18 protein-coding genes are annotated in these 25205 nt (G+C 72.4%); 2 read left to right on the forward strand and 16 right to left on the reverse strand.

The window, feature by feature from the left end:
* Nucleotide 1 precedes the first annotated feature (1 nt).
* The 14 genes from AB0K14_RS09490 to AB0K14_RS09555 form a co-directional block, all read right to left on the reverse strand.
* On the reverse strand, nt 2-1543 hold the full coding sequence (locus tag AB0K14_RS09490; protein ID WP_360459748.1) for a class I tRNA ligase family protein: 1542 nt from the start codon (nt 1541-1543) through the stop codon (nt 2-4).
* A complete protein-coding gene (locus AB0K14_RS09495; RefSeq protein ID WP_360459750.1) occupies nt 1540-1953 on the reverse strand; it encodes a cupin domain-containing protein in 414 nt (137 codons plus the stop codon). Before AB0K14_RS09495 ends, AB0K14_RS09490 begins: the two co-directional genes overlap by 4 nt.
* Nucleotides 1950-3227, reverse strand: coding sequence for a SidA/IucD/PvdA family monooxygenase (locus tag AB0K14_RS09500; protein ID WP_360459752.1), 1278 nt, complete (start codon nt 3225-3227; stop codon nt 1950-1952). Before AB0K14_RS09500 ends, AB0K14_RS09495 begins: the two co-directional genes overlap by 4 nt.
* A gap of 176 nt (nt 3228-3403) precedes the next feature.
* A complete protein-coding gene (locus AB0K14_RS09505; RefSeq protein ID WP_360459754.1) occupies nt 3404-4624 on the reverse strand; it encodes an NB-ARC domain-containing protein in 1221 nt (406 codons plus the stop codon).
* Between the two features lie 414 nt (nt 4625-5038).
* Nucleotides 5039-6262, reverse strand: coding sequence for an MFS transporter (locus tag AB0K14_RS09510; protein WP_360459756.1), 1224 nt, complete (start codon nt 6260-6262; stop codon nt 5039-5041).
* 136 nt (nt 6263-6398) lie between these two features.
* Entirely contained in the window at nt 6399-7226 is an 828-nt protein-coding gene (locus tag AB0K14_RS09515) for an isocitrate lyase/phosphoenolpyruvate mutase family protein (protein ID WP_360459758.1), read from the reverse strand.
* Between the two features lie 443 nt (nt 7227-7669).
* Nucleotides 7670-8446, reverse strand: coding sequence for a hypothetical protein (locus tag AB0K14_RS09520; RefSeq protein WP_360459760.1), 777 nt, complete (start codon nt 8444-8446; stop codon nt 7670-7672).
* Complete coding sequence (locus tag AB0K14_RS09525) at nt 8443-9372, reverse strand: ABC transporter ATP-binding protein (protein ID WP_360459761.1); 930 nt, start codon at nt 9370-9372, stop codon at nt 8443-8445. The genes AB0K14_RS09520 and AB0K14_RS09525 overlap by 4 nt, the downstream gene beginning before the upstream one ends.
* Nucleotides 9369-9626 (reverse strand): helix-turn-helix transcriptional regulator, encoded by a 258-nt coding sequence (locus AB0K14_RS09530; RefSeq protein ID WP_360459763.1) that lies wholly within the window; start codon nt 9624-9626, stop codon nt 9369-9371. The genes AB0K14_RS09525 and AB0K14_RS09530 overlap by 4 nt, the downstream gene beginning before the upstream one ends.
* The gene (locus tag AB0K14_RS09535) at nt 9626-10105 is read right to left on the reverse strand and encodes a DUF2975 domain-containing protein (protein ID WP_360459765.1); all 480 of its coding nucleotides are present in this window, start codon (nt 10103-10105) and stop codon (nt 9626-9628) included. Before AB0K14_RS09535 ends, AB0K14_RS09530 begins: the two co-directional genes overlap by 1 nt.
* A gap of 65 nt (nt 10106-10170) precedes the next feature.
* The gene (locus tag AB0K14_RS09540; RefSeq protein ID WP_360459767.1) at nt 10171-10620 is read right to left on the reverse strand and encodes a CU044_2847 family protein; all 450 of its coding nucleotides are present in this window, start codon (nt 10618-10620) and stop codon (nt 10171-10173) included.
* A complete protein-coding gene (locus tag AB0K14_RS09545; RefSeq protein WP_360459769.1) occupies nt 10608-14138 on the reverse strand; it encodes a serine protease in 3531 nt (1176 codons plus the stop codon). The genes AB0K14_RS09540 and AB0K14_RS09545 overlap by 13 nt, the downstream gene beginning before the upstream one ends.
* Before the next feature lie 114 nt (nt 14139-14252).
* Nucleotides 14253-16487: a hypothetical protein gene (locus AB0K14_RS09550; protein WP_360459771.1), complete on the reverse strand. Its 2235-nt coding sequence runs from the start codon at nt 16485-16487 to the stop codon at nt 14253-14255.
* A gap of 107 nt (nt 16488-16594) precedes the next feature.
* Nucleotides 16595-17836, reverse strand: a complete 1242-nt coding sequence (locus AB0K14_RS09555; protein ID WP_360459773.1) for a cyclase family protein — start codon at nt 17834-17836, stop codon at nt 16595-16597.
* Between the two features lie 138 nt (nt 17837-17974).
* On the opposite strand from AB0K14_RS09555, the gene AB0K14_RS09560 reads away from it, so the two are divergent.
* Nucleotides 17975-19453, forward strand: a complete 1479-nt coding sequence (locus AB0K14_RS09560; protein ID WP_360459775.1) for a phosphatase PAP2 family protein — start codon at nt 17975-17977, stop codon at nt 19451-19453.
* A gap of 164 nt (nt 19454-19617) precedes the next feature.
* The gene (locus tag AB0K14_RS09565; protein WP_360459776.1) at nt 19618-21000 is read left to right on the forward strand and encodes a glycoside hydrolase family 6 protein; all 1383 of its coding nucleotides are present in this window, start codon (nt 19618-19620) and stop codon (nt 20998-21000) included.
* Between the two features lie 131 nt (nt 21001-21131).
* On the opposite strand, the gene AB0K14_RS09570 is transcribed toward AB0K14_RS09565, so the two are convergent.
* Both AB0K14_RS09570 and AB0K14_RS09575 read right to left on the reverse strand, forming a co-directional pair.
* A complete protein-coding gene (locus AB0K14_RS09570; RefSeq protein ID WP_360459778.1) occupies nt 21132-21740 on the reverse strand; it encodes an SGNH/GDSL hydrolase family protein in 609 nt (202 codons plus the stop codon).
* Between the two features lie 169 nt (nt 21741-21909).
* Entirely contained in the window at nt 21910-25125 is a 3216-nt protein-coding gene (locus tag AB0K14_RS09575) for a S8 family serine peptidase (protein WP_360459779.1), read from the reverse strand.
* Between the last annotated feature and the right edge of the window lie 80 nt (nt 25126-25205).

Genomic DNA, 25205 nt, shown 5'->3' on the forward strand with positions numbered 1-25205 from the left:
CTCACACCACCCCTACCGACAACCTCGGCAGCTCGCGGGGCGTGACCTCGGTCGCCGACGGCTCGGCCGGGATCGCGGTGTCCGGGAGGGCTCCCGCCGCCAGGTCGACCAGGATCGGCGCGGCGCACCGCAGGAACACGTCCAGCTCGTGCCAGAAGTCGCCCGCGTCGGCCTCGGTGACCTCCCACCGCGACAACCGGCCCAGCTGCTCGGCGACGAGTTCCGCCGCGCGGTTGAGGCTGAAGTGGCGCAGCTCGTAGGTCGCGGCGAAGCGGGCGACCACCCGTGCCGCCACCGACCGGGACCGGTCCGACACCGGCAGCGGACCCCGCCCGACCCACGGCCGCGCCCTGTCCACCACCGCGTTCCACGGGTCGACCAGGCGGGTGCGGGTGATCGTCGCCAACGCGTCCAGGGTGAAGTTGGTGCGCTGGTGCTCGGGGCTGGTGGTGGCGAGGTGGAAGCGGATCAGGTCGCGCGGCACCCGCTCGGCCAGGTCCCGGCCCTGCACCACGTGCCCCCGGCTGGTGGAGAACTTCTCGTTGTCCAGCTCGTAGAACTCGTTGGTGACGAACCGGTGCGGCAGCGCGTAGCGGTCGCCGTGCGCCATGAGCACGGCCAACCCGGCGATGGCGAACGGGAACGTGTTGTCGAAGCCGAGGAAGTACACCACCTCCGAGCCCGCACCCGCCGACCACAGCTCGTCCTCCGCGCCCAGGGAGATGCCCTGGTGCTCGGCGGCCAGCGCGGCGCAGTGCATGCTCCACGCCTGCGTCTCCGCGTTCGGGTTGATCACCTGGCCGGGCGTCTCGGCGAACGGTGCCGGGATGCCCCACGACACCGGGTGCGTGATCGGGAAGTCGGGCAGCGGCCGGGACAGCATCTCCTCGACCAGTTGCGCCATGTGGGGGCGCATCGAGTCGACGTGCCGGGCGAAGTGCTCCCGCAGCCGCGGCCGGAACTCCTCCAGCGGCAGCACCAGGATGTCGGCCTCGCGCAGCTCGACCGGCTCGTCGGGGTGCAGGGTGGACCGCGGGTTCACCAGGTCGCCCGGCGCCACCGGGTGGCCGCAGCTCTCGCACAGCCCGGCGCACCCGTCGGCCAGGCACAGCGGGCACCCGCCGCGCACGTAGCCGTCCACCAGGAATTCGCCGGTGCGGGACAGGTGCGGCAGCTTCACCGTGCGCAGCCGCAGGTGCCCGGTGGCGTGCAGCTGCACCATGAAGCTCTCGACCCACTTGGTGAACCGGTCGTCGAAACCGGTGAAACCGTCGACGGCGACGCCCACCGCCGCCAGGGTCGCCTCGATCTCGGCGGCCGACCGCTCGGCCAGCTCCCGCGGCGCGAGGCCGAGGCGGTGCGCCGTGGTCACCACGTAGGTCGGCGTGTCCTGCGCGCCGGTCCCGAACACCACGTCGCGGCCCACCGCGCGGGTGTAGCGGGTGTGCACGTCGGCGGCGAGGAACGGGCCGGCCAGGTGGCCGAGGTGCAGGTCGCCGTTGGCCGTCGGCGCGGGCGACACCACCACCACTCGGCCGGTCACGGCCGTGCCTGTTCTTGGGAGGCGTGCTCTTGGACCTGGTCGCCGCGGGACCGCTCGTGGCGGGCCAGGAAGGCCTCGGACATGTCGGTGTCCCACCAGATCGCGTAGTACTCGAAGTCGGCGTCGTTCTCGTTGAGCACCTGGTGGGTCGTGCCCGGCACGAGGTGCGCGATGTCGCCCTGCACCAGCTCGCGGCGCTCGTCCTCGACGACCAGCGTCGCCCGGCCCTTCATCGCGATGAAGACCTCGTACTCGTGGTGCGAGTGCGCGGTGGACACGTCGCCGGGCCGCACCACGCACCACGCGCCCTCGAACGGCGCGTTGAGCACCTCCCACGGCAGCAGCCGCTCGGAGTCCAGGCCGTAGGCCCTGGTCAGGTTCTCCCGGTCCAGCCTGCGGATCTCGATCATGCTCCCGCCACCTCCACCGCGCGCCGGTCGAGCAGATCGCCGACGATGTCGCCCGAGCGGTGCGCGAGCACGCTGATCAGCGAGTCGGCGATGCCGTGCGTCTCCTCGTTCACACCCTGGAGGTACAGCGCGCCCCAGGCGGACTCGCCGAGGTCGACCCGGTACCGGCGGCTGACCGCGACGTCCTCGACGCCCGTGCGGGCCACCAGGTCGCGCACCAGCTTCGGCATCTGCGGCTCGTAACCGGTGCCCAGCAGCACGACGTCGCAGTGCAACGGCTCGACCTTGCCGCTCTTGCGGTCGCGCAGGTCGAGGACCACCTCGTCGTGCTCGACCCTGGCGCGCACGACCTCCGTCATCGAGCGGACGGTCGAGCGCGGCTTGCCCAGCATCTTCTGCTGGTAGAGCATCGAGTACGTCTCGTCCAGGAACGGCGGCGCGAGGCCCGCGTAGTTGGTCAGGTGCACCTCGTCCAGGATCTGCGACCGCACCTCCGGCGTGCAGTCGTAGAACTCGTCCACGAAGGACGGGAAGAACAGCTCGTTGACGAACTTGCTCGTCTGGTAGTTCTGGAAACCGATGGAGCGCAGCACGATCGTCGGCTCGCACTTCGGCAGGTCCTGGTGCAGCGCCATGAACATCTCGGCCGCGCTCTGCGCGCCGCCGATCACCACGGCCCGCAGCGGACGGTCGGCGTCCAGCGCGGCGACACCCGAGCAGTACTGCGTGCTGTGGATGACCCGGTCGGCCGGCAGCTCGCCGAACACCTCCGGGACGCGCGGGTCGCGGCCGATGCCGACGACCAGGTCGCGCGAGCGCACGGTGTCGCCGTTCGCCAGCGTGACCACCCAGCCGCGGATCGAGCCGTCGTCACCGCGCCACGGGTCGATGCGCTCACCGCGTGCGCCGTAGCGGACTCCCACGTGCTCCAGGGAGTTCGCGACCCACTGCATGTACTCCGACAGCTCCCAGCGGTACGGGTTGAACGTGCCCAGGTTGACGAACTCGTCCAAGCGGCCCGTGGTGTGCAGGAAGTTCAGGAAGGAGAACCGGCTGCGCGGGTTGCGCAGGGTCACCAGGTCCTTGAGGAACGAGACCTGGCTGCGGGCCCACGGCAGCAGCAGGTTGCGCTGCCACTTGATGTCCGGGTGCTGTTCGAGCAGCAGCGTGCCCTCGGCGAGCCCGAGCACCCCGGACTCCTCGATGGCCGCCGCGAGGGCAAGGTTCGCCGGGCCGGCGCCGATCGCCAGCACGTCAACCTCTTGGTCCGTCACATCCCACCCCGATCGTCGTGTTCGGTCGAAAACAGGCGCGTGGCAGTGCCAGCTGCGCGCACACGTGCGCGGCGGAGAATCGTCGGTTTGTCGGGAGAACAATCACCCGGGGCGCGGGAAGGTGATTCCCCGCACACATCCGGATCAATTACGACAAGCGTCCGGCACGACTACAGTCAAGCCGACGTGACAGTTGATCGGTAGTGCCGGCCGGCCGTGACAATCAATTCCTGGCGGCCGGACCGGCGGACCGTGTGACCGGCGCCGCGCAGGTCGAGGGCGAACGCCCGCGCCAACGGGTCCAGGCGGTACACGCCCGGCCGGCCCGCGCAGCGCAGCAACCCCGCGTCGGCGAGCTCGTACACCGGCTCGTCGTCGGCGAACGCGCCGCGGACCACCGGCTCGTCGGCGACCTGGTGGGCCAGCTGGTGCAGCACGGCCTTCGCCGCGTCGCCCAGCCCGAGGTAGGCCGACTGGTAGGAGTCGCGGACCGACAGGTCACCGATGCTCAGCCAGTCCAGCAGCGCGCACGGCTCGGTCAGCCGCGCGAGCACCCGGCTCACCGGGACGTCGGGCCTGGCCGCGAGCTTGCGCGCGGCGATGTCCAACGCCTGCGGCAGGTCGCCGCACAGCCGGGCGAGCCGGTCGCAGTCCTCCGGTTCGGCCGCGACCGCGAGCATGGCGACAGCCTCGGCCCGGGACGGCACGCCCAGCCGCAGCCTGCGCACGTCGCGCAGGCCCAGCAGCGGCGTCCGGCCGACGATCACGGTGGTGCTGTGCGCGCTCTCCACCAGCAGCGGGCGGACCTGGCGCTCGTCGCGGACGTTGTCCAGCAGCACCACGAGCCTGCGTTCGGCGATCAACGACCGGTATAAACCCGCCTGCTGGTCGACGTGGTCCGGCAGGTGTTCGACGGGCACGCCCAGGGCGCGGAGGAACCCGTCCAGGACGGTCCGCGCGCCGCGCTCACCCGGCTCCAGCGGCCCGAGGTCGACGTAGAGCTGGCCGTCCACCGCGGCGGCGGCCGAGCGGTGGGCGTGGTGCAGCGCCAGCTGGCTCTTGCCCACGCCCGCCGGACCGCTGATCACCACGGGTGTGACGGGGTCCGCGGCGAGCAGGCGCAGCTCGTCGACCCGGCCGACGAAGCCGCGCGGTCTCATCGGGAGCTGTGCCGGGCGCGGGACGCAGGACCGCACCACCACCGGTTCCGGGCGGCTCGGCGAGGTAGTCACCTCCGGGTCGAGCCCGCTGGAGACCTCCAACCACCGACGGCGCCACTGCTCGCGGTCGCCACCGCACGCGGCCACGAACGCGAGCGTCACCTGCAGGGTCGGCATCCGGTGGCCGCTGGCCGCGCTGGACAGCACCGACGAGGAGTACAGCGCCGCCCGACCCATGTCCCGATAAGTGGGGTTACCCGCCCGAGCGCGCAGTCGTCTCAATTCGCTCGCGAAAATCGCGACCGCGCCGGACGAGGCGTCGACAGGTTTTTCCGGTCTACCCATCCCCAGCGCATCCCTTTCTCTCCGTGTGCGCGCCAAGCATGAATAAGGGGCCGACCGGCCGCTACCGCCGATCGGAGGATGTAGGAATCCATAGGATTTGAACATGACCACGAACGCCGGTGCGTAACGTTCACCGCCGGGCACATTTGTGACGCATCGTCGCAGCACGTGCGCGGCGCGTTGCGGACCATATTGTGGGTGAACGGGAAATGTCCGGGAAAGAGTTATTCGTGACGCCGTTACCGCAAACGGCGACCGGCCCGGCAGGCGTCGCCTGCCGGGCCGGTCGGCCGAGGTGCCGGTGCTTCACACCGAAGACTTGCCCTCCCGCATGCCGACCAGGGCGAACCAACCGCCGATCAGGCCGAGCACGCCGCACAGCAACCACACACCGTTGCCGAACGCGCCCCAGGCCAGCACACCGAGCGTGGGCCCGAGCGCCGAGCCGAGGCCGAACGTGGCCTGGTGCGTGCCGACGTAGCGGCCGCGGACCGAGGCGGGGAACTTCGCCGGGTGCGCGAACATCGTCGGCCCGCTGATCATCACCCCGAGCACGAACACCGCGGTGCTGACCACGATCACCACCGCGTGCGAGCCGAGCCCGTACCCGGCCGCGCCCAGGCCCATCACCACCGTGCCGACGGCGCCCGCCGCCCACGGCACCCAGTTCTTGACGTACGAGGTGATCTTCAGCTCGGACACGACCAGGATGATCGACGCCGTGGTGAGCACGATGCTGTAGAGCGCCGCCGGGTGCCCCTCGCTGGTGATCTTCAGCGGGAGCGCCACCACGTACTGCACGTAGATGAGCGTGCCCAGCAGCACCGAGGCGAGGAACGCCAGGTACCGGCCGTCCCGCAGCATCACCGCGTAGGCCGACCGCTTCTGCGCGCCGGACTCGGCCTCGTCCTCGTCGTCGCGCGGCGCGTCCGTGGCGGGCAGCGTCAGCCTGGCCACCACCGCGTAGGCCAGCGCCGACACCGCGTCGAAGTAGAACAGCAGGTCCCAGTCGAGCAGGATCAGCCCGGCCGCGATGAGCGGTGCGAGGGCCGCGCCGCCGTTGAGGGCGATGCGCATCATGGAGAACGCCATGACCCGGTGCTCGGCCGGCATCAGCTCGCTGAGCAGCACCGCCGCCGCGGGCCGGTAGCACTGGGTGGCCAGGCCCGCCGCGCCGATCGCGACCAGCAGCACCCCGAACGACCCGGGCGTGCTCAGCGACGGCATGACCGCGAGGACCGCCGCCGACGCCGTCATCGCGCCGACGATCGTGGCGCGCGGCCCGAGCCGGTGCACCAGTTCGCCGCCGAGCAGCGTGCCGAGCACCGCGCCCGCGCTGTAGCAGGTGAGCGCGATACCGGCCTGGCCGATGGAGAACTGGCGCACGGTCAGGTACAGCACCAGGAACGTCTGCGCGAACGCGCCCATCTGGTTGATGAGCACGCCACCGAGCAGGTAGCGGACCGCCCGGGGCGTGGCCCGGACGCTCGCGAAGACGCCGCCCGGTGTGCCCGCTTCCTTCGTGGTCACTGCGATTCCCCGTCCGTTGCCGTCCGATTTACCAGTCGTCGTCCGCCGGGGCGCCGTTACGCGCCCCGACGGGGCCCAGTCCACCGGAGTCGGACGTTGTCCGACAGGGTTGATCTGACCTGGCGATCAATCGCGATCAGCGGGTGAACACACCGTTGACGGCGCCGAAGTCGAGCGCGCCTTCGAGTTCGGTGTAGGTGCCCTTGGTCAGGGCCTCCTCGGCCGCGCGGTGCGCGACGGAGTACGCGGCCTGGGTCACGGCCGTACCCAGGCTGACGCGCCGGACGCCGACGGACTCGAACTCGGCCACGGTCGGCGCGCCGGGGCCCGCCATCACGTTGACCGGCAGCGGCGAGGCCTCCACCAGCTGCTTGAGCACGTCGAGGTCGACCAGGCCGGGCACGAACAGGCAGTCGGCACCCGCCTCGGCGTAGGCGGCCGCGCGCGTCAGCACGTCGTCCAACCGGCCCTCGGGCTCGCCGACCTGGAACAGGAACACGTCGGTCCGGATGTTGAGCACCAGCTCGGGCAGCCCGGCGCGCTGCGCCGCCTCCCGCGCCGCGCGCAACCGGGCGGCCTGCTCCTCGGCGGTGAACAGCGGCACACCGAAGCCCTTGGAGTCCTCGATGTTCACGCCCACCGCGCCCGCCTCGACCACGGCCTCGACCGTCGCCGCCACGTCCTCGGGCGCGTGGCCGTAGCCGCCCTCGACGTCGGCGGTCACGGGCACGTCCACGGCGGCGGCGATCAGGCGGACCTGCTCGACCATCTCGTCGCGCGACAGGCTCTGCCCGTCGGGCCTGCCCAACGCCCACGACACCCCGCCGCTGGTGGTGGCGACGGCCTTCGCGCCGGCCCGCGCGATCAGGGCGGCGCTGCCCGCGTCCCAGGCGTTCGGGAGCACCAGCACCCCGTCCGCGTGGAGGTCACGCAGTAAGTCCGCCTTCGCCTTGTTTCTGTGCATTTAACGACACCTTTCGATCACCGCGACTGGGTGGGGCGGCGCATCGTAACAGCGCCGGATGACCACTCAGGGCAGGTGCCTCTCCACCGAACACCCCAGGGTGCGAGCGTCGAACCCCGACCAAAAGCAGGGCTTCGTGTCATCCCGCCGACCTGGCGCAGCCCTACCGCGCGTGTCAAGGGGGCACTCGGAGCCAGACCGCACCTGACGCTGGAACCGCCCCCTTGACACGTGTGGTTGCCCTTGTGGAGGTCGGCGGGATGACACGAAACCGACCACCAACACAGCCGCACAGACCGCCCAAACCCCGTCATCCTGCTGATCTGCCCGTCCGGCGAGGACTCTTTCGCTCTTTCTCCTTTGCTCTTTCCCTTTCAGACCCCCACCAATCACCCCTTCACCACCCACCCCTCAACCGGCCTTAAACCCTCACCATCACCCCTCTACCGGTTCGCGTCATCACGCGACAGCCGCCACCACCCGAGCAGCAACACCCCGACCGCCCAGCAGAGCATCGTCACCACCGACGACGTCCGGGTCATCCCCGGCACCTCCCCGATCAGCAGGAACGCCGCACCGGACCCGGGCAGCAGCTCCGCGATCGCGGACGACCACTCGTACCCGAAGTTCGGCAACATCAACGGCAGCACCAACATCAGCAGGAACACCGTCACCAACGCGCCCGCGGTGTTGCGCAGCAGGAAGCCCAACCCGACCGCGAACGCGGCGCCCGCCGCGAAGACGAACCCCACCGACGGCAGCACGTCCCAACCGCCGCCCAGGTCGAGCAACGGCCGCGCCGTCACGAACGACGCGACGGTCGCCGCGGACGCCAGCAGCACTCCGGCAACGGTGGCCGCGAACACCGCCACCGCCGCCCGGGACAGGAACAGGACCGCGCGCCTGGGCGTCCACTGCAGGCTGGGCACGATCCCACCGGTCGCGTAATCCGCCGTCACCGCCGTGAGCACGAGCGCGAGCAACGCGAACTGCCCCGGCAGCCCGGTGACGGCCGCCGCCGCCCAAGCCGACCCGCCCCGCGCGGGATCGGGGTCCGCCGCCACCTCCAAGCCCGCGATGGTGGCGATACCCGTCATCGTCACGGCCGCAGCGGCCAGGAACCACCACGTCGCCTTCACCGTCCACAGTCGCGTCCACTCGGCGGCGCACGCACGGGCGAACACGCGCCCGACGGGAACCTCTTGCGCCGCTGCCGTCACCGTGCCTCCTCCATCGTGAGCACGGGCTCGCGGCCGTGGTACTCGACACTGCTGTCGGTCAACCCCAGGTAGGCGTCCTCAAGGGACTGGCGCACCTCGGACAGGTGGTGCAGCGGAACGTTGAGCGCGTGCGCGAGCCCGCCGACCTCCTCCGCGGTGCTGCCGTCGACCCGCAACTCGTGGCCGTCGACCCGCACCTCGAACCCGCGTTCCCGCAACGGGGTCACCAGCAGGTCCGGCTCCGGGCTGTGCACGCGCACCTGGACGTGCCCGAGCCCGCTCAGGATCTGCTCCGTCGTGGCGTCGGCGATGAGCCGGCCGCGGCCGATGACGACCAACCGGTCGGCGATCTGCTCCATCTCGCTCAACAGGTGACTGGACACCAGCACCGTGCGACCCTCGTCGGCGAGTTGCCGCAGCAGCCCGCGGATCCACCGGACGCCGTCGAGGTCGAGCCCGTTGATCGGCTCGTCGAACACCAGCACGCCCGGGTCGCCGATCAGCGCCGTCGCGATGCCCAGCCGTTGCCGCATACCCAGGGAGTAGCCCTTGATCCGACGACGGGCCGCGCGCTCCAACCCGACCCGCTCGATCACCTCCTCCACCCGCCGGCTCGGGATGCCGTTCGACCGGGCGGCCACGCGCAGGTGGCTGCGTCCGGTGCGGCCGGGGTGCGCCGCTCCGGGGTCGAGCAGCGCGCCGACCTGCCGGAGCGGTTCGGCGAACGTCGCGTACCGCCGCCCGTTCACCAGCGCCGTCCCCGACGTCGGCCGGTCGAGGCCGAGCAGCACGCGCATCGTGGTGGACTTCCCGGCGCCGTTCGGCCCGAGGAACCCGGTCACCTTCCCGGGGTGCACGTCGAAGCTCAGCTCGTCCACGGCGAGCACGTCGCCGTACCGCCTGGTCAGCCCTCGGACCTCGATCACCGGCCGCCGCCCTCGTCCCCGGCCTGCGCGACGATGACGCCGTCCTCCTCCTCGTCGACCCATTCGAGCAGGTCGCCGGGCTGGCACTCAAGCACCCGGCACATGGCTTCCAGGGTGCTGAAGCGCACCGCCTTGGCCCGGCCGTTCTTGAGCACCGCCACGTTGGACGGCGTGAGCCCGATCCGCTCGGCGAACTCGCCGACGCTCATCTTGCGCTTGGCCAACTCGACGTCGATGCGCACGATGATCGCCATCAGATCACCGATTCCATGTCGGACCGCAGCGTGGTGGCCTGCCGCAGCAACGCGCGCATCACCACCATCAGCAGCCCCACCACGGTGATGCCGATCGACATCAGGAACAGCACGAGCGGCACGCCGGGGTCGTCCGCGTTGAAGCCCACGTAGAGGAAGAACGCCTGGAACACCACCCACGCCGCCGTGATGGCCCACACGATCGCGTCCACCCACCTCAGCGACACCTCGCTGAAGATGCGGTCCTCCTTGACGAGGGTGAGCAGCTTCCAGATGGACACGATCACCACCTGGACGCACAGCACCCAGAACACCGACACGGCCGTGAGCGGCCACCTCAGGTACGCCAGGTCCGGCGACTCCTCGGCCATGTGCCGGAACTGGCCCGGCAGCGACATGACCTGGAACAGGACGAGCACCCCGAACATCAACACCAGGAACACCCGGAGCGCGGCTACCGCTCGATGCGTTGTCACCATGCATCGAGTCTCGCGCGTTACCTATCGAATGTCAATCGGTAGCTATCGCCTCTCGCTACCTACGGTCACGCGTCAGCGGCCTCCGCACCCCCTGCCGCACCCAGCCCCAAACCCGCACCGGCCTCCGCACCCGGCCCTGTACCCGCACCCGACGCCGCACCAGCCTCCGCCCCCGCCTCCTCCTCCCGCCTCGGCTCCAGCTCGCGCGTCCAGGTCAGCTTGATCTTGAGGTGACCCTCCACCCCCGTCTTCGCGATCACCGCCCCCGCCTGCGCGTTGAGCTTGACCCCGAACTCGACCTGCACCTCGTCCGGCCGCACGTCCATGTCCCGGAAGTTGGCCAGCGCGGCCGACGCGGCCTTGCGGACGTGCCGCAGCGCGCCGTCGAGGGACGTCGCGGCGGACCGGATCACGTCACCGCCGCGCGAGACCGGCGAGATCTCCGGCCCGTCGGACTCCACCTCGACCAGCACCACGTCGTCGTCGGGCAGCGAGAAGCTGATCAGCTCGGGCACACGTCCCCCTGGTAGGCGTCCTGCGGCACCAGCTCCTGGACCGCTTCGTCGGTGTTCGGGTCGGCCAGCAACCCGCACAACCGGTCCATGATCTCCTCGGTGTCCAGCCGCTCCCGCTCCGACCCCTCGGTCAGCCGGCGCAGCGGCGACGGCTGCTCCGCACGCGGCAGGACCACCCCGATCGTGCTCGTGCTGATCAGCGCCAACGGCCCGCTCGCGAGGTCCGCCAGCGGGACCAGGTCCGGCCAGATCAGGTCGTGCGACACCGTGCCCTGCTTCGCACCGGTCGGCAGCGCCCACGTGGACAGGTGGTTGCGCGGAGTGCCCGCGAGCTCCCGGACATCGGTGGTGGACGTGTCGAAGTCGTCCCTCCACGAGAGCAGCAAAGTGGCACCGGCGCCGTCGAGACCCACCGTGCCGCCCGACTCCTCCGGGGACAGGCCGCTCACGCGCGTGGTGACGGCACGCGCACGGGCGTCCCACACGACGACCTCGTGGCCGTTGTCCGGTGTGGACACCTTGGCGGCGAAGGTGTGCCAGTCCAGGCTGACGGCCGTCGACCGGGCGTGCGCGGCGATCTCCTGCCTGGTCGGCTCTCCGGCGAAGTCCACCGCGGACAGCGCGGACCGGATCGACAGCGCTCCCTGCTCGCCCGACACCGTCTCCCGCAGCACCGCACGGCGCCCGCCCTGGCCCAGCCACAGGCCGGTGATCCGGCTGTGCCACGGCAACCGCCGCACCTCCCGCCGCTCACCGGTCCGCAGATCCCACACCGCCAGGTCGTTCTCGACCGAAGCGAGCCCGCGCACGTCGACGCTGCTGCTCGTCGGCAGCGCCGCGGCGACCACCTGGTCGTCCGGGTCGATGCTCACGTCCGACACGCCGAACAACGCCCCGCCCAGCCGCACGGCGGACGTGACGCGGCGGTCGTCCAGGTCGTAGACCACCAGGCAGGCCAACGATTCCGCGATGCTGCGCGGCACGCACGTGCGGTAGTCCGCGGGGTCGATGCTCGGCAGGCCCTCGTGGTCGACGGGTCCGGTGATCGAGCTCTTGTCGGCGTTCCAGAGGACCACCTGCAGGAAGGCGACGTACCGGCCGCTGCGGCTGATCGTCACGTGCGTCGCGTGATCTTGCGGACCGAACAGGTCGTCCAGCCGCACGGGCGTGACCCGGTCGTCCCGCACCTCCCACACCACGACCCGGCGGGCGGAGTCCGTGGTGGCGATGCGGCGGCCGTTCGCGCTGACCTTCTTGGACATCAGGGTGGCGTCGACAGGTTGCGGGGGCGATGTGCCGCCGGACGACGTCGGCGCGGAGTCGTCGCGCCGCTCCATCGTGTAGTCCGGCAGCAGGCGGTCCGCCGTGACGCCCCAGTCCGGCGACGGGCTGAACGTGACCTCGGGATCGGTGCGGTAGGCGCGCAGTGCCAGTTGCAGGCTGCCGTAGCTGTCGTAGGACCGGAGCTTGGTCGACTTCTCCGCCAGGTCGCCCGCCGCGAGCGCGGCCCGCCGCTCGTCGATCGTGCGGTAGGTGAACACGGTCGCGACCAGCGCCACCACCAGCACCACCGCCGTGCGCGCGGTCCTGCGGCGTCGCCGCCGGTTGCTCGCGTCCAGGTAGGCGCGTTCGGCGGGGGCGAGGTCCGCGTGGTGCTCACCCGCCCAGCGGTTGGCGTCACGCAGGTCCGGCCCGGACAGGAGGCGCCGCGGCGCGGAGCCCTCGTCCGACCAGCGCCGCACCCGCTCACGCAACGTCTCCTGCCACGTGCGGAACTCGCGGTACCGGCCGGTGGCCTCGCGCAGGCGTGCCCACTGGGTCAGCAGGGACTCGTGCGCGAGCTCGACGCCGGGCTCCGGCGCGACCCGCAGCACGAGCAGGCGCGTGCTCGCCAACCGTTGCGCGATCGCCCACTGGTCCTCGTCCAGCTCGTCCCGGCGGGCCGTGCGCCGGACCGCGAGGTCGCCCTCCGGCAGCGGCCGGACCAACTGGACCAGCAGGCGCGTGGCGACCCGTCGTGACGTCGGGTCCAGCGCGGCCCACACGTCCTCGGCGTACCCGGCGAGCGCGCCGCGCACCCCGCCCAGCTCGTCGTAGGCCTCGTGCAACAGCAGTCCGCGGCGCCGCCGCGCCCACAGCTCGGTCAGGGTGAACTGCAGCAGCGGCAACGGGCTCGCCGCGCTCTGCACGTCCTCCACCAGCCGGTCGACCAGCCCCGGTTCGCAGGCCACCGTGCCGATCCGGGCCAACGGCGCGGTGATCGCCCGGCGCAGCTGGGACGAGGTCAGCTCGGCGACCGTCACCGGCAGCCAACCGGCCGCCAGTTCCACCGTCGCCGGGTTGCGCAGGCCCGTGCCGAGGAACGTGTCGCGCAGGTTCAGCAGCACCGTCCACCGGGCCGAAGGTTCCAGCGCGGCTCGGAGCACCCTGGTGAACGCCGCCTGGACCTCTTGCGGGTAGGCGAAGAGCTCCTCGAACTGGTCGACGGCGACGACGAGCCGTTCCCGGTCGCACCGCTCCAGCACGGCGGCGACGACGTCGGCCACACCGCCACCGCTCAGCCGCTCCACCAGCCCGTCCACCCGCTCGGGTGACGTGCCGCCCAGGAGCCGGTCGAGCGCCGCGGCCAACGACCGCAGCGGCGTGCTCGCGTCGGAGGGCCGCAGCACCGCCACCGCCGCGTCCGCCCGCAGCCTCGGCAGGACGCCCGCGCGCAGCAGCGAGGACTTGCCCACCCCGGACGGGCCGACGACGCACACCACCGGCGCGGCGCGGGCCAGCTTCGCCACCTGCCCGGCCTGCTCCTCCCGCCCGAAGAACAGCTCCGCGTCCTGCTCGTCGAACGGCCGCAGCGCCCGGAACGGCGGCTCGCGCTCGATCACCTCGGCCAGCTCGGGCCACGCGGACAGCACCGCGTCCACGGTGACCATGTAGCCCACCTTCGGCGGCGCGCCGGTGATGCGGCGGACCACCATGCCGACGGCGGCGTCCAGCTCGGGCCCCCACACCGGCGTGCCGGAGAAGCCGGGTTCGAGGGTCGCCTCACGGCCGGGCTCGCTGTGGATCTCCACCCAGCCGGTGGCCACGGGTCCGCCCCGCCGCCCGTAGACCCAGCTCCCCATCTCCAACTTCCGGGGGAACCCGACCATCACCAGCTGATCCGGCGTGACCCCGCCCGACCGCGTGAGCACGAGCGGAGCGGCGCCGTCCGGCGGGTCCCCCACCAGTTCCAACCCCGCGACGTCCCCGCGGAGGTCCTCCCCCACCGGCACCCACGCCACCACCATCGCCGACAACCGCCGCCCGGGCGCCACCAGCGGGAAGTCCACTTCGACGAGCACCTCGGACCGGTCGCCACCCGCCAGACCGACCAGGTCCCCCTCCGCCAGACCGACCGCGTCGGCCACCACGTGCGCGGCCGTCACCACCTGCCTCGGCCCCGCGAGGAACCCGGCCCCGACCGGCGACCCACCCCGCCAGACGCGAACCAACGCCCCTTCGACCGAAACCCGTTCCACGCGCCCCTCCACCCCCGCCGACCAGGGCGTTCATGATCGGCTCAGGCTATCCGACAGGCCGCGCGCCACCGGTGGAAAGACGGAACTCCCGCGAGGTCTCGTCGATCCACCGCGTCATCCCGGTGGCGGCAGGGGCCACGGGTCGGCGGTCGCCCCGCCCGGCTCGATGCCGTACGCGTGCACCCGGCCCGCTTCGGCGGCGCGGCCGGTCCGCTCCAGCAGGTCCACCAGGTCCCGCATCCCACTCGGCTCGGTCTTGCGGGGACGGGGGAGGCCGCCTCGTGGCGCCCGCTCCGCCACCCGGCGACGCCACGCGACGGCCTCCTCCGCACGCCCCAGGCGTTCGAGCAGGCCGGCCAGCTTCTTCATGGCGGAGACCTCCCCCTTCTTCGCCTGGAACTCCAGCGGGCCTTCGGCCTCCTCCGAGCGCCCCAACTGCGCCAACCGGTCCGCCAGCAGGCTCACGCCGAGCAGGCTGTGCCGCGCGCTCGCCTGGAACCACCCGATCGCCTCGGGCACCTGGTCCCTGTTCACCAGCCACTCGGCCAGGTGCCACATCACGCCCGGATCCCCCGCCTCGGCGTGCGCCCGCAGCACGGCTTCGGCCTCCGCCTCACGGCCACGTCGCCGCAGCCGTTCGACGAACCGGGACACCGCGACCGAATCACCGGTCTCGGCGTGCCTGCGGATCCAGTCGAACGCCTCGTCGTCGCGGCGGTGCCGTTCCAGCAGGAAGACCAACCGCCACATCGCCTGCGGGTGGCCGGCTTCCGCCTGTCCGCGCAGCAGCGCTTCCGCCTCGTCCTCCTGGCCGACCTCCTCCAGGTGGTCGGCCAAGGACAGCACCGCGTCGGGATCCCCGGACTCGGCACGTCGGCGCAAGTCGCCCTCGTCCGGAACAGGAGGGTCGTCCGGCATCCAGAAGAACCCACCCACCCGGGAAACGCCGTCCACCTCGTCGGCACGCCGCGTCCACTCACGCGCTTCCGCCTCGGCTCCCCTGAGCTCGAACAGGTGCGCCAGCAACCGCATCGCCTCCGTGCTGCCCGCGTCGGCGGCGGGCACGGCGAAGCGCGCGGCCAGCCGGTACAGACCTCTCTGCCGGGCTTCGGCGGCCATCCGCGTCAGGTCCACGGCGTCGGTCGCCCCGGCGGCCAGGGCGGTCCACAGGCTCGCCGGCGGCGGCACGTGCGCACGCACGTCCCGCAGGCGGTGGTCGAGGTAGTCGTGCACCACGTAACCGTCGGCCGGACCCACCTCGGGGCGTTCGCGCACGGGGGTCAGCGCCGCGATGCCGTGTTCCCGCCGGGTCACCTCACCCAGTGCCTCGTCGAACCACCCGTCGTCGGCCACGCGCTGCCGGTGGTCGAGGTAGCCCTCCGCGGCCCGGCGCAGGGTTTCGGCGTCGATCGGACTCTCGCACCCGACCCGGCGGGCGTCCGCGGCGGCGGTGATGAGCGCACGTGCCCGCGCCGGGTAGCCGGGGTCCTGGTACCGCTCCACCAGCTGCGGGCCGCCGGCGAGGAGCTGGGTGATCTCCATGCGGTCGCCGGACATGCGCTCGGCCAACGACAGGCGTGGGTCGTGCCGCGCACACCGCTCGAACTCGGCCCACTCCTCCGCGGACGCCTCGGCGAAGCTGCCGGCCACCTTGACGTGCCGGACGTGCGGGTCGCGGCACAGCGCCCTGGCCTGTGCGCGCCACTCGGGCTCCTCGTCCCGGCCCTCGCCGGTCATCAGGTTCCAGTGCGAGGTCCACATGTCCGCGACGACCAGCACCGGATCGTCCCGGGACAGCGTCTCGATCAACTTCTCCGCGATCTCGGCGCCACGCGAGGTGCCGAGGTAGCGGCGGTGGGCGTCGTCGAGCCACACCACGCCGCGCGCGGGCACGCCCGCGTCGAGGATTTCCACGAGCTGCCGCGGTCCCGCCGGCCGCACGACCGGCCATGAGCGCAGGTGCGCGAGACCCCGCACCGCCTCGTAGGCCGCGCGCGTCTTCCCCACCGCCGAGTCGCCGACCAGCACCACCATCAGGCCACCCTCGGCGTTCTCCCGCAACGCCCGCCGGATCTCGTGGTCGTGGCGGCGCACCACGTACCGCGGCGGCTCGCCGGTGTCCTCGTCCCCGGCGGTGATCGACCGGTGGACGCCCAGGTGCCTCGCGTCCCACTCGGCGATGGGCTTCGCCTGCGACGACCACAGCCTCCGCGACTCCACCGCGGGCTGCGCCCCGGACCGCGGCGTGCCGACGTGGACGTGGACGCCGCCCTCGATGCTCCCCGCCTGCACGACCGGGCCGTGCGCCGTGCCCAGCCGGTTCCGCACCCCGGCTTCGTCCTCCGCCACCGCCCACCCCCGCACGACAGTCCCACCCCCGGCACAACAGTCCCACTCCCGCACGACAGGCCCACCGCGCACGACAGTCCCCCACCGCGCACGACCGTACCGAGCGGTCAGCGTCGTCGGGGACGGCCGAGCGCGGCGGGCGGGGTGTTGCCGGCGGTGGCACCCTCGGCGTACTGCGGCGTCACGATGAAGACGAACTCGTGCACGCGGTCGGCGGCGAGCCGGTCCACCACGTAGGACTCGCCGATGCGGATGCCGTGCCGCATGAGCAGTTCCTGGTGCACCGGGAACGCCGTGCCGTCGTCGTTGACCGGGTTGCCCAGCACCTCCAGGGCCCACGTGTCGCCGCCGACGATCGCGGGCCGGGACCGGGCCAGCCAGCGGGCCTCGCGCAGGTAGATGCCGGGCAGGCCGCGTGCGCCCTCCCAGCGGGCGATGTCGGCCGGGTCGCGCCGGGCCAGCAGCTGGTTCCAGCCGGTGTGGAACAGCACGACGTCACCGGGCTCGAGGCGGTCGATCCCGCCGAAGGCCATGGCGTCGCGGATGTCCTCGACGGTGATCCGGTAGTTCTCGCGCAGCAGCGGCCGGCCGTTGCTCGCGGGCTCGGCCAGGTCCTCGACGCGGTCACGGGCGAGCTTCACCCCGAGCACGTCCAGCAGCACACCTCGGGTGACCACCGGACCCATGTGCTCGGCACCCAGCCGGACCGTGCCGTGGCCGCGGGCGATGTCCGGACCGCGCAGGCCGTTGTAGAACAGGTCGACCGCGCCGATGTGGTTGAGGTTGTCCAGCTGGCTGCCGATCTGGTAGGTCGCGGCGAGCGGCTTCGGGTGCTTGGCCGAGAACTCCGCCTCGAACCGCTCCTCGTGCACGCTCATCCGGTTGGCGCCCAACGGTTCCAGCCCGACCAGGATGCCGCCTTCTTCGGCGAACCCCGGTGGCGGCGGGTATCCCCAGATGGTGAGCCGCTGCTCGTAGGTGCGGCGCGGGTCCGTGCTGAAGGCGGGGAAGCCGTTCCACATCAACTCGCCGAGGTTGTAGGTGGTCACCTCACGGTGGGCGCGGAGCAGGCCAAGCGCGGCGGCCGTCTTGGCCGGTGTCACCTCGTTTAGCGCGCCCCGCTGGTCCTCGGGGCCGTACCGGCTCGGCGCCCAGTCGGCCAGGTTCGCCGGATCGGCGTAGTCGAACGGCGTGTCGTCCAATCGTCCGGCACCGGCGGTGCCGGGCTCGGCGGCGGCGGGCGCGGCGCCCACCAGACCCGCGGCCCCGGCGGCACCCACGATCTTGAGCACGTCACGGCGCCCGAGGCGGTGCCGGGCGAGGTAGTTGCGCAGCAGGTCGGGGTTCACGCGGCGGCTCCTTCAGCATGGGGGCAACCTACGATCACTACCGGAAGTCCGCCGGACACCGCAACGGTCGTCACCTCAACACCGCAGCCCGGGAGCACGGCAGGATTGCCGGTTGGTCCGTTCGGGCACACCAGGTCGGTGACTACGACTCGTGAGCCGCGGCACGCGGTAGTGGCCGTCGAGAAGTTCGCGGTGCGCAGCGCGGTGTCCTTGATCGCCGCGAGCACCGCCGGGATCGCGTTCGCGGTGGTGATGATGTCGGTGTGGTCGGGCTGGGCGCCCGTCCGCGACCTCGACCAGGCGATCACGGCCAGGCTGACGGGGTGGGCGGGCGACCCGGGCGCCGTGGTCGCCGTGCTGGACGCGATCACGCGGCTCGGCGACACCGCCACCCTCACCGGCGTGACCACCCTGGCGGCGATGTGGCTGCTGCTGCGTCGCCGCCCGTGGGTGGCGGCGCACGTCGTCGTCACCGTGATCGGCGGTGGCCTGCTCGGCGTGGTGGTGAAGGAGCTGGTCGGGCGGTTGCGACCGCTGGTGGACGTCGAGGTGGCCACGGCCTCCGGCTGGAGCTTCCCGAGCGGTCACACGGTGGGCGCCACCGTCACCTACGGCGTGCTGCTGCTGGTGTTCACCTCCGCACAACGAGCGCGACGGGCACGACGTGTGCTGACCGCCCTGGTCGTCGTGATCGTGCTCGCGGTCGGGTTCACCAGGGTGGCGCTCGGCGTGCACTACGCCACCGACGTGCTCGGCGGTTGGCTGCTCGGCCTGCTGTGGTTGGCCCTCACCACCGAGGTGTTCCGCCGGTGGCGGCGTGACGAGGGGCTGCCGGACGTGCCGCTGTCCCGCGGCCTGGCGCCGGAGGCGGCGGACGACCTGCGACCGGTGTCCGGCCGCCGGGTGCACCTGCCGCACGACGCCTGGTTCACGGCGGCACGGCTGCTGGTGGCCTGGGGCTTGCTGCTGGGCGTGTTGTTCGCGGTGGGCTCGTGGCTCACCGCCGCCGGACCGGACGTGCCGATGGCCTGGGACCGCGCCGTCGTCGAGTGGTTCGCACGACACCGCACCCCCGGCTGGAACGCGGTGATGGAGGCGGTGGGCACCTTCAGCGGCACCGGACCGGTGATCGTGGCCGCGGTGGCCGTCTGCGTGGCGGCGATGGCCACGACGCGTTCCCTGCGGCCCGTGCTGCTCGTCGTGCTGGGGATGCTGGGCGAGATCACCCTGTTCCTGACCACCACCGCGATCATCGACCGCGCCCGGCCGGCCGCCAAGCTCCCCGACGACCTGCCGCCCACGTCGAGCTTCCCCTCCGGTCACGTCGCGGCGTCGCTGGTGCTCGGCACGGCGGTGGCCGTGCTGGTCGTGCGCGGCACGGCGAAGTGGTGGCGCGTGCCGGTGGCGGTGCTCGCCCTGGCCGTCCCGGTGGCGGTCGCCGGGCAACGGCTCTACTCGGGCGTCCACTACCCCACCGACGTCCTCGGCAGCTTCCTGCTGGCCCTGACCTGGATCACCGCCGTGTACCACTCCACCCTCGGCGACGCGTTCCGCGCCGTTCGAAAGCCATTCGAAGTCGAATTCAATCGAACGGCGTCGAACGCGGAAAGAACATGAGCATTCCATAAGGACTTCCGCTTCGCCTGGAATATCCGAGGCGATGCCCATTGCCTGCTGAAACTCTTCACGAAAAGTAATTCCCCTGCTACGGTCCGAATCCTGGGAGCGTTCCCATAAAAATCCGCCGCCGCCTGTTCCGATCTCCGACCAGGGAGCCGAAGATGCCACTGAAGTCATCGCCAGGCCCGACCAGGGGACGGCGACGTCGCGGACTCGCGGGGGCGGCGGCGTTCGCGTTCGCCGCGGCCATGGCGCTGGGCGCGGGCCCGGCCGCGGCCGACGACGTGACCGCCGCGGCGCGCGTGGACAACCCCTACGCCGGCGCGTCGGTCTACGTGAACCCCGACTGGTCCGCGAAGGCGCGCGCCGACGGCGGGTCCGCCATCGCCAACCAGCCGACGTTCGTCTGGCTCGACCGGATCGCCGCGATCAACGGCGTGAACGGCGCCCGCGGCCTGCGTGCGCACCTGGACAACGCGCTGAGCCAGGCGGCCGGGCGCACGATGGTCGTCCAGTTCGTCATCTACAACCTGCCTGGCCGCGACTGCGCGGCGCTCGCGTCCAACGGTGAACTCGGGCCCGACGACCTGCCCCGCTACAAGACCGAGTACATCGACCGGATCGCCGCGATCATGGGCGAGTCGAAGTACGCGAACCTGCGCATCGCCACGATCATCGAGATCGACTCGCTGCCCAACCTCGTGACGAACGTCGGCAGCCGGCCGACCGCCACCGCGATGTGCGACCGGATGCTGCAGAACGGCAACTACGTCAACGGCGTCGGGTACGCGTTGGCGAAGCTCGGCGCGATCGGCAACGTCTACAACTACATCGACGCCGCCCACCACGGCTGGATCGGGTGGGACGACAACTTCGGCACCTCCGCGACGTTGTTCGCCCAGGCCGCCCGCGCTTCGGGCAGCACGGTCAACAACGTCACCGGGTTCATCGCGAACACGGCGAACTACGGTGTCCTGCGAGAAGACCACTTCACCATCAACGACACGGTGAACGGCACTTCCGTGCGCCAGTCGAAGTGGGTGGACTGGAACCGGTACGTGGACGAGTTGTCGTTCGCCCAGGCGTTCCGCACCCAGTTGATCAGCGCCGGGTTCCCGTCGAACATCGGCATGCTGATCGACACCTCGCGCAACGGGTGGGGCGGCTCGCAGCGCCCGACGGCCAAGGGACCGACGACGAGCGTCGACGCGTACGTCAACGGCGGCCGGTACGACCGGCGCATCCACCTCGGCAACTGGTGCAACCAGTCCGGGGCGGGCATCGGCGAGCGGCCGAGGGCGAACCCGGCCTCGGGCATCGACGCCTACGTGTGGGCCAAGCCGCCGGGCGAGTCCGACGGCGCGAGCCGCGAGATCCCGAACAACGAGGGCAAGGGCTTCGACCGGATGTGCGACCCCACCTACGGGGGCAACGCCCGCAACGGCAACAACATGTCCGGCGCGCTGGCCAACGCGCCGCTGTCCGGCCACTGGTTCTCCGCCCAGTTCCGCCAGCTGCTGGCCAACGCCCACCCGCGCCTCTGACGGCGTGAGGGCACGGCGGGCGACGATCACCTGAGCCCGGACCGGCGGGGTCCGCCACTGACGGACCCCGCCGGCGGCCGGTCACCAGCCACCCAGCGCCGCTCCGTGGCCTCGGAGGCGCAGGTGGCGGCTCAAGCCGCCCAGCGGCCCGCCGCCGCGAGCACGTGCGGGGTGAGCGCGTCGGCGATGAGCGCGTAGCCCGCGGGCGAGGGGTGGAAGCGGTCCGCGGCGAACAGGCCGGGGTCGGTGGAGAACCGGTCGAACAGCTGCGCCCCGACGGCCGCGACCACCCCGCCCGCGCGGATCACCGCCTCGGCCTGCGCGCGGGCGTAGAGACCGCTGGCCTGCGACACGAACGCCCGGTACGCGGGTGGCACGTGCGAGACGACACCGAGGTCCGGCGCCGTGGCCACCACCACCTGCCCGCCCGCGCGGCGCAGCTCGGCCACGGCGTCGTGCAGCAGGCCCGCACCCGTCGCGGGCGGTGTGAACGACGTCAGGTCGTTCGCCCCGATCACGATCAGCGCGAGGTCGACCCCCGTCGGCACGGCGGCGCGCACCTGGGCCGCCAGCGCGGTGGACCGCGCGCCCGACACCGCGTGCACCCCGAGGTCCACCCGGTGCCCTTCCGAACGCAGCACCGCGGTCAGCCGCGCACCGAGGGTCTCCTCGACCCGGGTGCACCCCACACCGACCGCGAGCGAATCACCGAGAACGCGAAAGCGGAGTTGTCCGGTCATCACAGAGCACAACGCCCGAACCGCCTCCCGTGCTCCCGCACCGCGACGGATCACTCGAAAGCGCGCCGGAACGGCCCGACCGGACCCACGCCCAGTGCGCCCGCGGACCGCGACGGACACGTGGCGAGGCGTCGGGAGGAGCGCTCCGGCCCCTCCCGACGCGCACGCCCTACCGCGTGATCTTGTAAGCGCGGATCACGGTGTGCTCGAAGGTGTTGCCGTCACGGTCCGAGCCGGAGGCCCGCAACGAGGCGTAGCCGGGCGCGGCCGGGTGCCGCACCAGCGCCGCGCCACCCGCGACCGGCACCACCCGCCACGTCCTGCCGTCGTCGAACGACACCTCGACCCGGACCCGGTCCACCTCGCTGTTGTCCGCGCCGTCCTGCTGCTCCACGGTCAGCGGCACGCTCAGCAGCCGTCCGGCGGGCGCGGCGCCGGCGGCGTCGAGCTCCGGGGTGAACCGCACCACCGACATCGGCAGCCGGCGGCCGTGGCCGTCGGGCAGGACGTCCGTCCGGAACGTCCAGGCGCCGCTGATCCGCGTGCTCAGCTCCCAGGCCGCCGGATCACGCACCATCTCGTGCTCCACCCGGTACCGGGCCTCGCCCGCCGGCACCGAGAACTCGCCCCACTGGTCCCGCACCAGGCCGACCAGCCGCCCGTCGCGGTACAGCGACGTGCGCGCCGACTCGTAGTTGCCCCGGCCGAGGTTGCCGTCGTGGTCGTTGAGCAGCGGCACCTGCGACGTCACGCGGTCCTCGTGGATGCCCAGGTAGGTGGCCGAGTACCCGGACAGGCCGGGCCCGCGCACCGGGAACGCGAACCGCTCCGCGTAGTCGCCGCCCGTCTCGTACCGGCGGTTGAACGAGGAGTAGTCGGCCTCGGTCCGGTACTGGGGCGACAGCCGCTGGTAGGACCAGCCCCAGGTCAGCTGGTCGGCCGTGACGAGGTCGACCACCGCGCCGCCCGCGGGCACGGGCAACATCACCGACCAGCCGCCCGAGCCGTCCGGCGGGTTGGCGTTGCCGCTGTGCAGGTGTTGGCGGTCGGCCGGGCCGGGTGCGAACGTGGTCCGCACCTCGGTCAGCTCCTCCCTGGTCGGTGCGCGGCTGAACCCGGTCGGCACCGAGCCCGGCTGGTACCAGCGGAACCGGTAGTGCGTCGGCGTCCCGTCGACCGGCGGTGCCTGGAACTGCGCCCCGATCGAGGAGGACAGCTCCTGCGCGGGCAGCTGCGGGCCGACCTGGCCGACCGACATGTTGATGAAGCCGCCGATGAACGCCGTGTTGAGCACCACGCGCCGGCCGTTGAGCACCCTGGAGACGTTGATGTCGCCGATCATCATGGTGGCGCTCGGATCGGGCGCGGTGACGTGGATCGGCTCGGCCGCGCGGGCGTCGAAGCTGAACCGGGTGTGGTCTGCGTCGATGGTGAGGCTGGGTCGGGCCAGCACCGCGGCGCGGGCGTCCGTGCGCACGAACCCGCGGGCCAGGTACTCGCCCTTGGGCACGCGCGTGGTGGTGCCTGTGCCGCCGTACAGGTCCCGGTAGACGTCGTTGTCCATGCCGACGAGGGCGGTCATGTGGTCCAGCGCCGGGTTGCCGTCGGCGTCGACGTACTCGACCGCCACGTCGTAGCTCTCGACCTCGCGGGCGAGGCTGACCGGGACGCGCGTCGGCCCGCCGGCCAGGACGCCGGAGAAGACGCCGTCGGCACCGCCGACCCTGGTGTCCGCGGTGACCGTCACGGAGGTCGTGCCGCCGGCGGGCACGGTCACCCGTGCCGGGTCGACCGTGACCAGGCCCTCGGGCGCGGCGCGGCCGTCCGGTCCGCGCAGGTCGGCGGCGAGGTCGAAGGTGACGGCCTCGGCGCCCGCGTTGCGGTAGGTGACGGTCTTGGCGACCGGGGCGTCGTCGTGGTGCGGCCAGAGCTGCTCCTCGTAGGCGAGGCTGACCGGCTCGGCGGTGACGGCGGCGGTGATCGCGCGCGTGAGGTCCACCCGACCGGTGCCCTGGTCGAACACGTTCAGGCCCGGGTTCGGCTTGGCCGAGGCCATGAGCGCGGCCTTGAGCTGGGCGCCGGTCCAGTCGGGGTGCTGCTGGGCGAGCAGGGCGGCGGCGCCCGCGACGTGCGGGGTGGCCATCGAGGTGCCCGACAGGGCCAGGTGCCGCCGGCCGACCGGGGTGCCGATCGTGGCGTCGGCGGCCCTGGCGGCGACGATGTTCAGGCCGGGCGCGGTGATGTCCGGCTTCACCGCGCCGTCGCCGGTGCGCGGGCCGCGGCTGGAGAAGTGGGCCAGGTCGTCGTCGTGCCGCACGGCGCCGACGGTGAGCGCGGCGTCGGCGCTGCCCGGCGACTGGATCGACTTGGGCCGTCCCGAGTTGCCCGCCGCGACGACGAACAGGGTGCCGGTCTGCTCCGACAGCCGGTTGACCGCCTCCTCCAGCGGGTCCACGCCGGGCGAGTCGTAACCGCCGAGGCTGAGGTTGACCACGTCGGCGCCCTCGTCGACGGCCCACTGCATGCCGGCCATGACCCAGGACTCGGGGCAACCGCCGTTCATGCAGACCTTGCCGTCGAGGATCCGGGCGTCCGGTGCGACGCCCCGGTAGGTCCGGTGGCCACTGGCGATGGTGGCGGCGACGTGCGTGCCGTGGCCGTCGAGGTCGGCGTTGTCCGGGTCCTCGGTGAAGTTGCGCTCGGCGACCTCCTTGCCCCTCAGGTCGGGGTGGTCGCCGTCGACGCCGCTGTCGAGCACGGCGATCCGGGTGCCCTTGCCGGTGAGGCCCGCCCGCCACGCGGTGGGCGCGCCGATCTGGGCGGTCGACCGGTCGAGGGCCGGGCGGAGCACGCCGTCGAGCCACACCTTGGTCACGCCGGGGTCGGCGAGCAGGTCGCGGAACGCGGCGCCGGCGTCGGCCTTGGGCGCTTGCGCGGCCACGGCGCCGGGCAGTGCCCTGGCGGATCGCATGCCGGTGCCGGGCGTGCCGGTGACGATGAGCGGCACGTGGTCGCTGCGGGCGTCGTCGTAGCCCGCCTCGATCAGGCCGGTGACGTCGAACAGCCGCGGGTCGAGCCTGCCCGCGGCGATGCCCCCGGCGGCGTCCTCGGGGACGACGTGCAGCCGCCCGTCCCGGTGCGACGAGTGGAAGGTGATCGCGTCGCGGCCGGGGCCAGGGTGGAACGCGCCGACCGCCGCGCCGGACACCACGACCCGGTCGCCGGTGATCAGGGTGACGGTCCGCGGTTGGGCGCCCGCCGGCGCGGCCTCCGCGCCGGCCTGCGCGGGCTCCGCGCCTGCCACTCCCGCGGTCGGTGCGGCGACGAGCCCGAGCGCCAGGACTGCGGCGCCCCAGGCCTTACCGCGCTTTCGTGGTCTGAGCACAAATCCTCCCGAATCCGGTGGTGCGCGCTGGATCGCGCGGTCGGGAGGCGCCGCAGACCCGCGGTGGCGGTGAACCGGAA

The sequence above is a fragment of the Actinosynnema sp. NPDC050801 genome, assembly GCF_040673975.1.
Lineage (GTDB): Bacteria > Actinomycetota > Actinomycetes > Mycobacteriales > Pseudonocardiaceae > Actinosynnema.

Excerpts from the sequence above, each read along its gene's own strand:
- AB0K14_RS09515 (WP_360459758.1), bottom strand. The coding sequence starts at position 7,226 with ATGCACAGAAACAAGGCGAAGGCGGACTTACTGCGTGACCTCCACGCG.
- AB0K14_RS09505 (WP_360459754.1), bottom strand. The coding sequence starts at position 4,624 with ATGGGTCGGGCGGCGCTGTACTCCTCGTCGGTGCTGTCCAGCGCGGCC.
- AB0K14_RS09495 (WP_360459750.1), bottom strand. The coding sequence starts at position 1,953 with ATGATCGAGATCCGCAGGCTGGACCGGGAGAACCTGACCAGGGCCTAC.
- AB0K14_RS09570 (WP_360459778.1), bottom strand. The coding sequence starts at position 21,740 with ATGACCGGACAACTCCGCTTTCGCGTTCTCGGTGATTCGCTCGCGGTC.
- AB0K14_RS09535 (WP_360459765.1), bottom strand. The coding sequence starts at position 10,105 with ATGGTGACAACGCATCGAGCGGTAGCCGCGCTCCGGGTGTTCCTGGTG.
- AB0K14_RS09565 (WP_360459776.1), top strand. The coding sequence starts at position 19,618 with ATGCCACTGAAGTCATCGCCAGGCCCGACCAGGGGACGGCGACGTCGC.
- AB0K14_RS09530 (WP_360459763.1), bottom strand. The coding sequence starts at position 9,626 with ATGGCGATCATCGTGCGCATCGACGTCGAGTTGGCCAAGCGCAAGATG.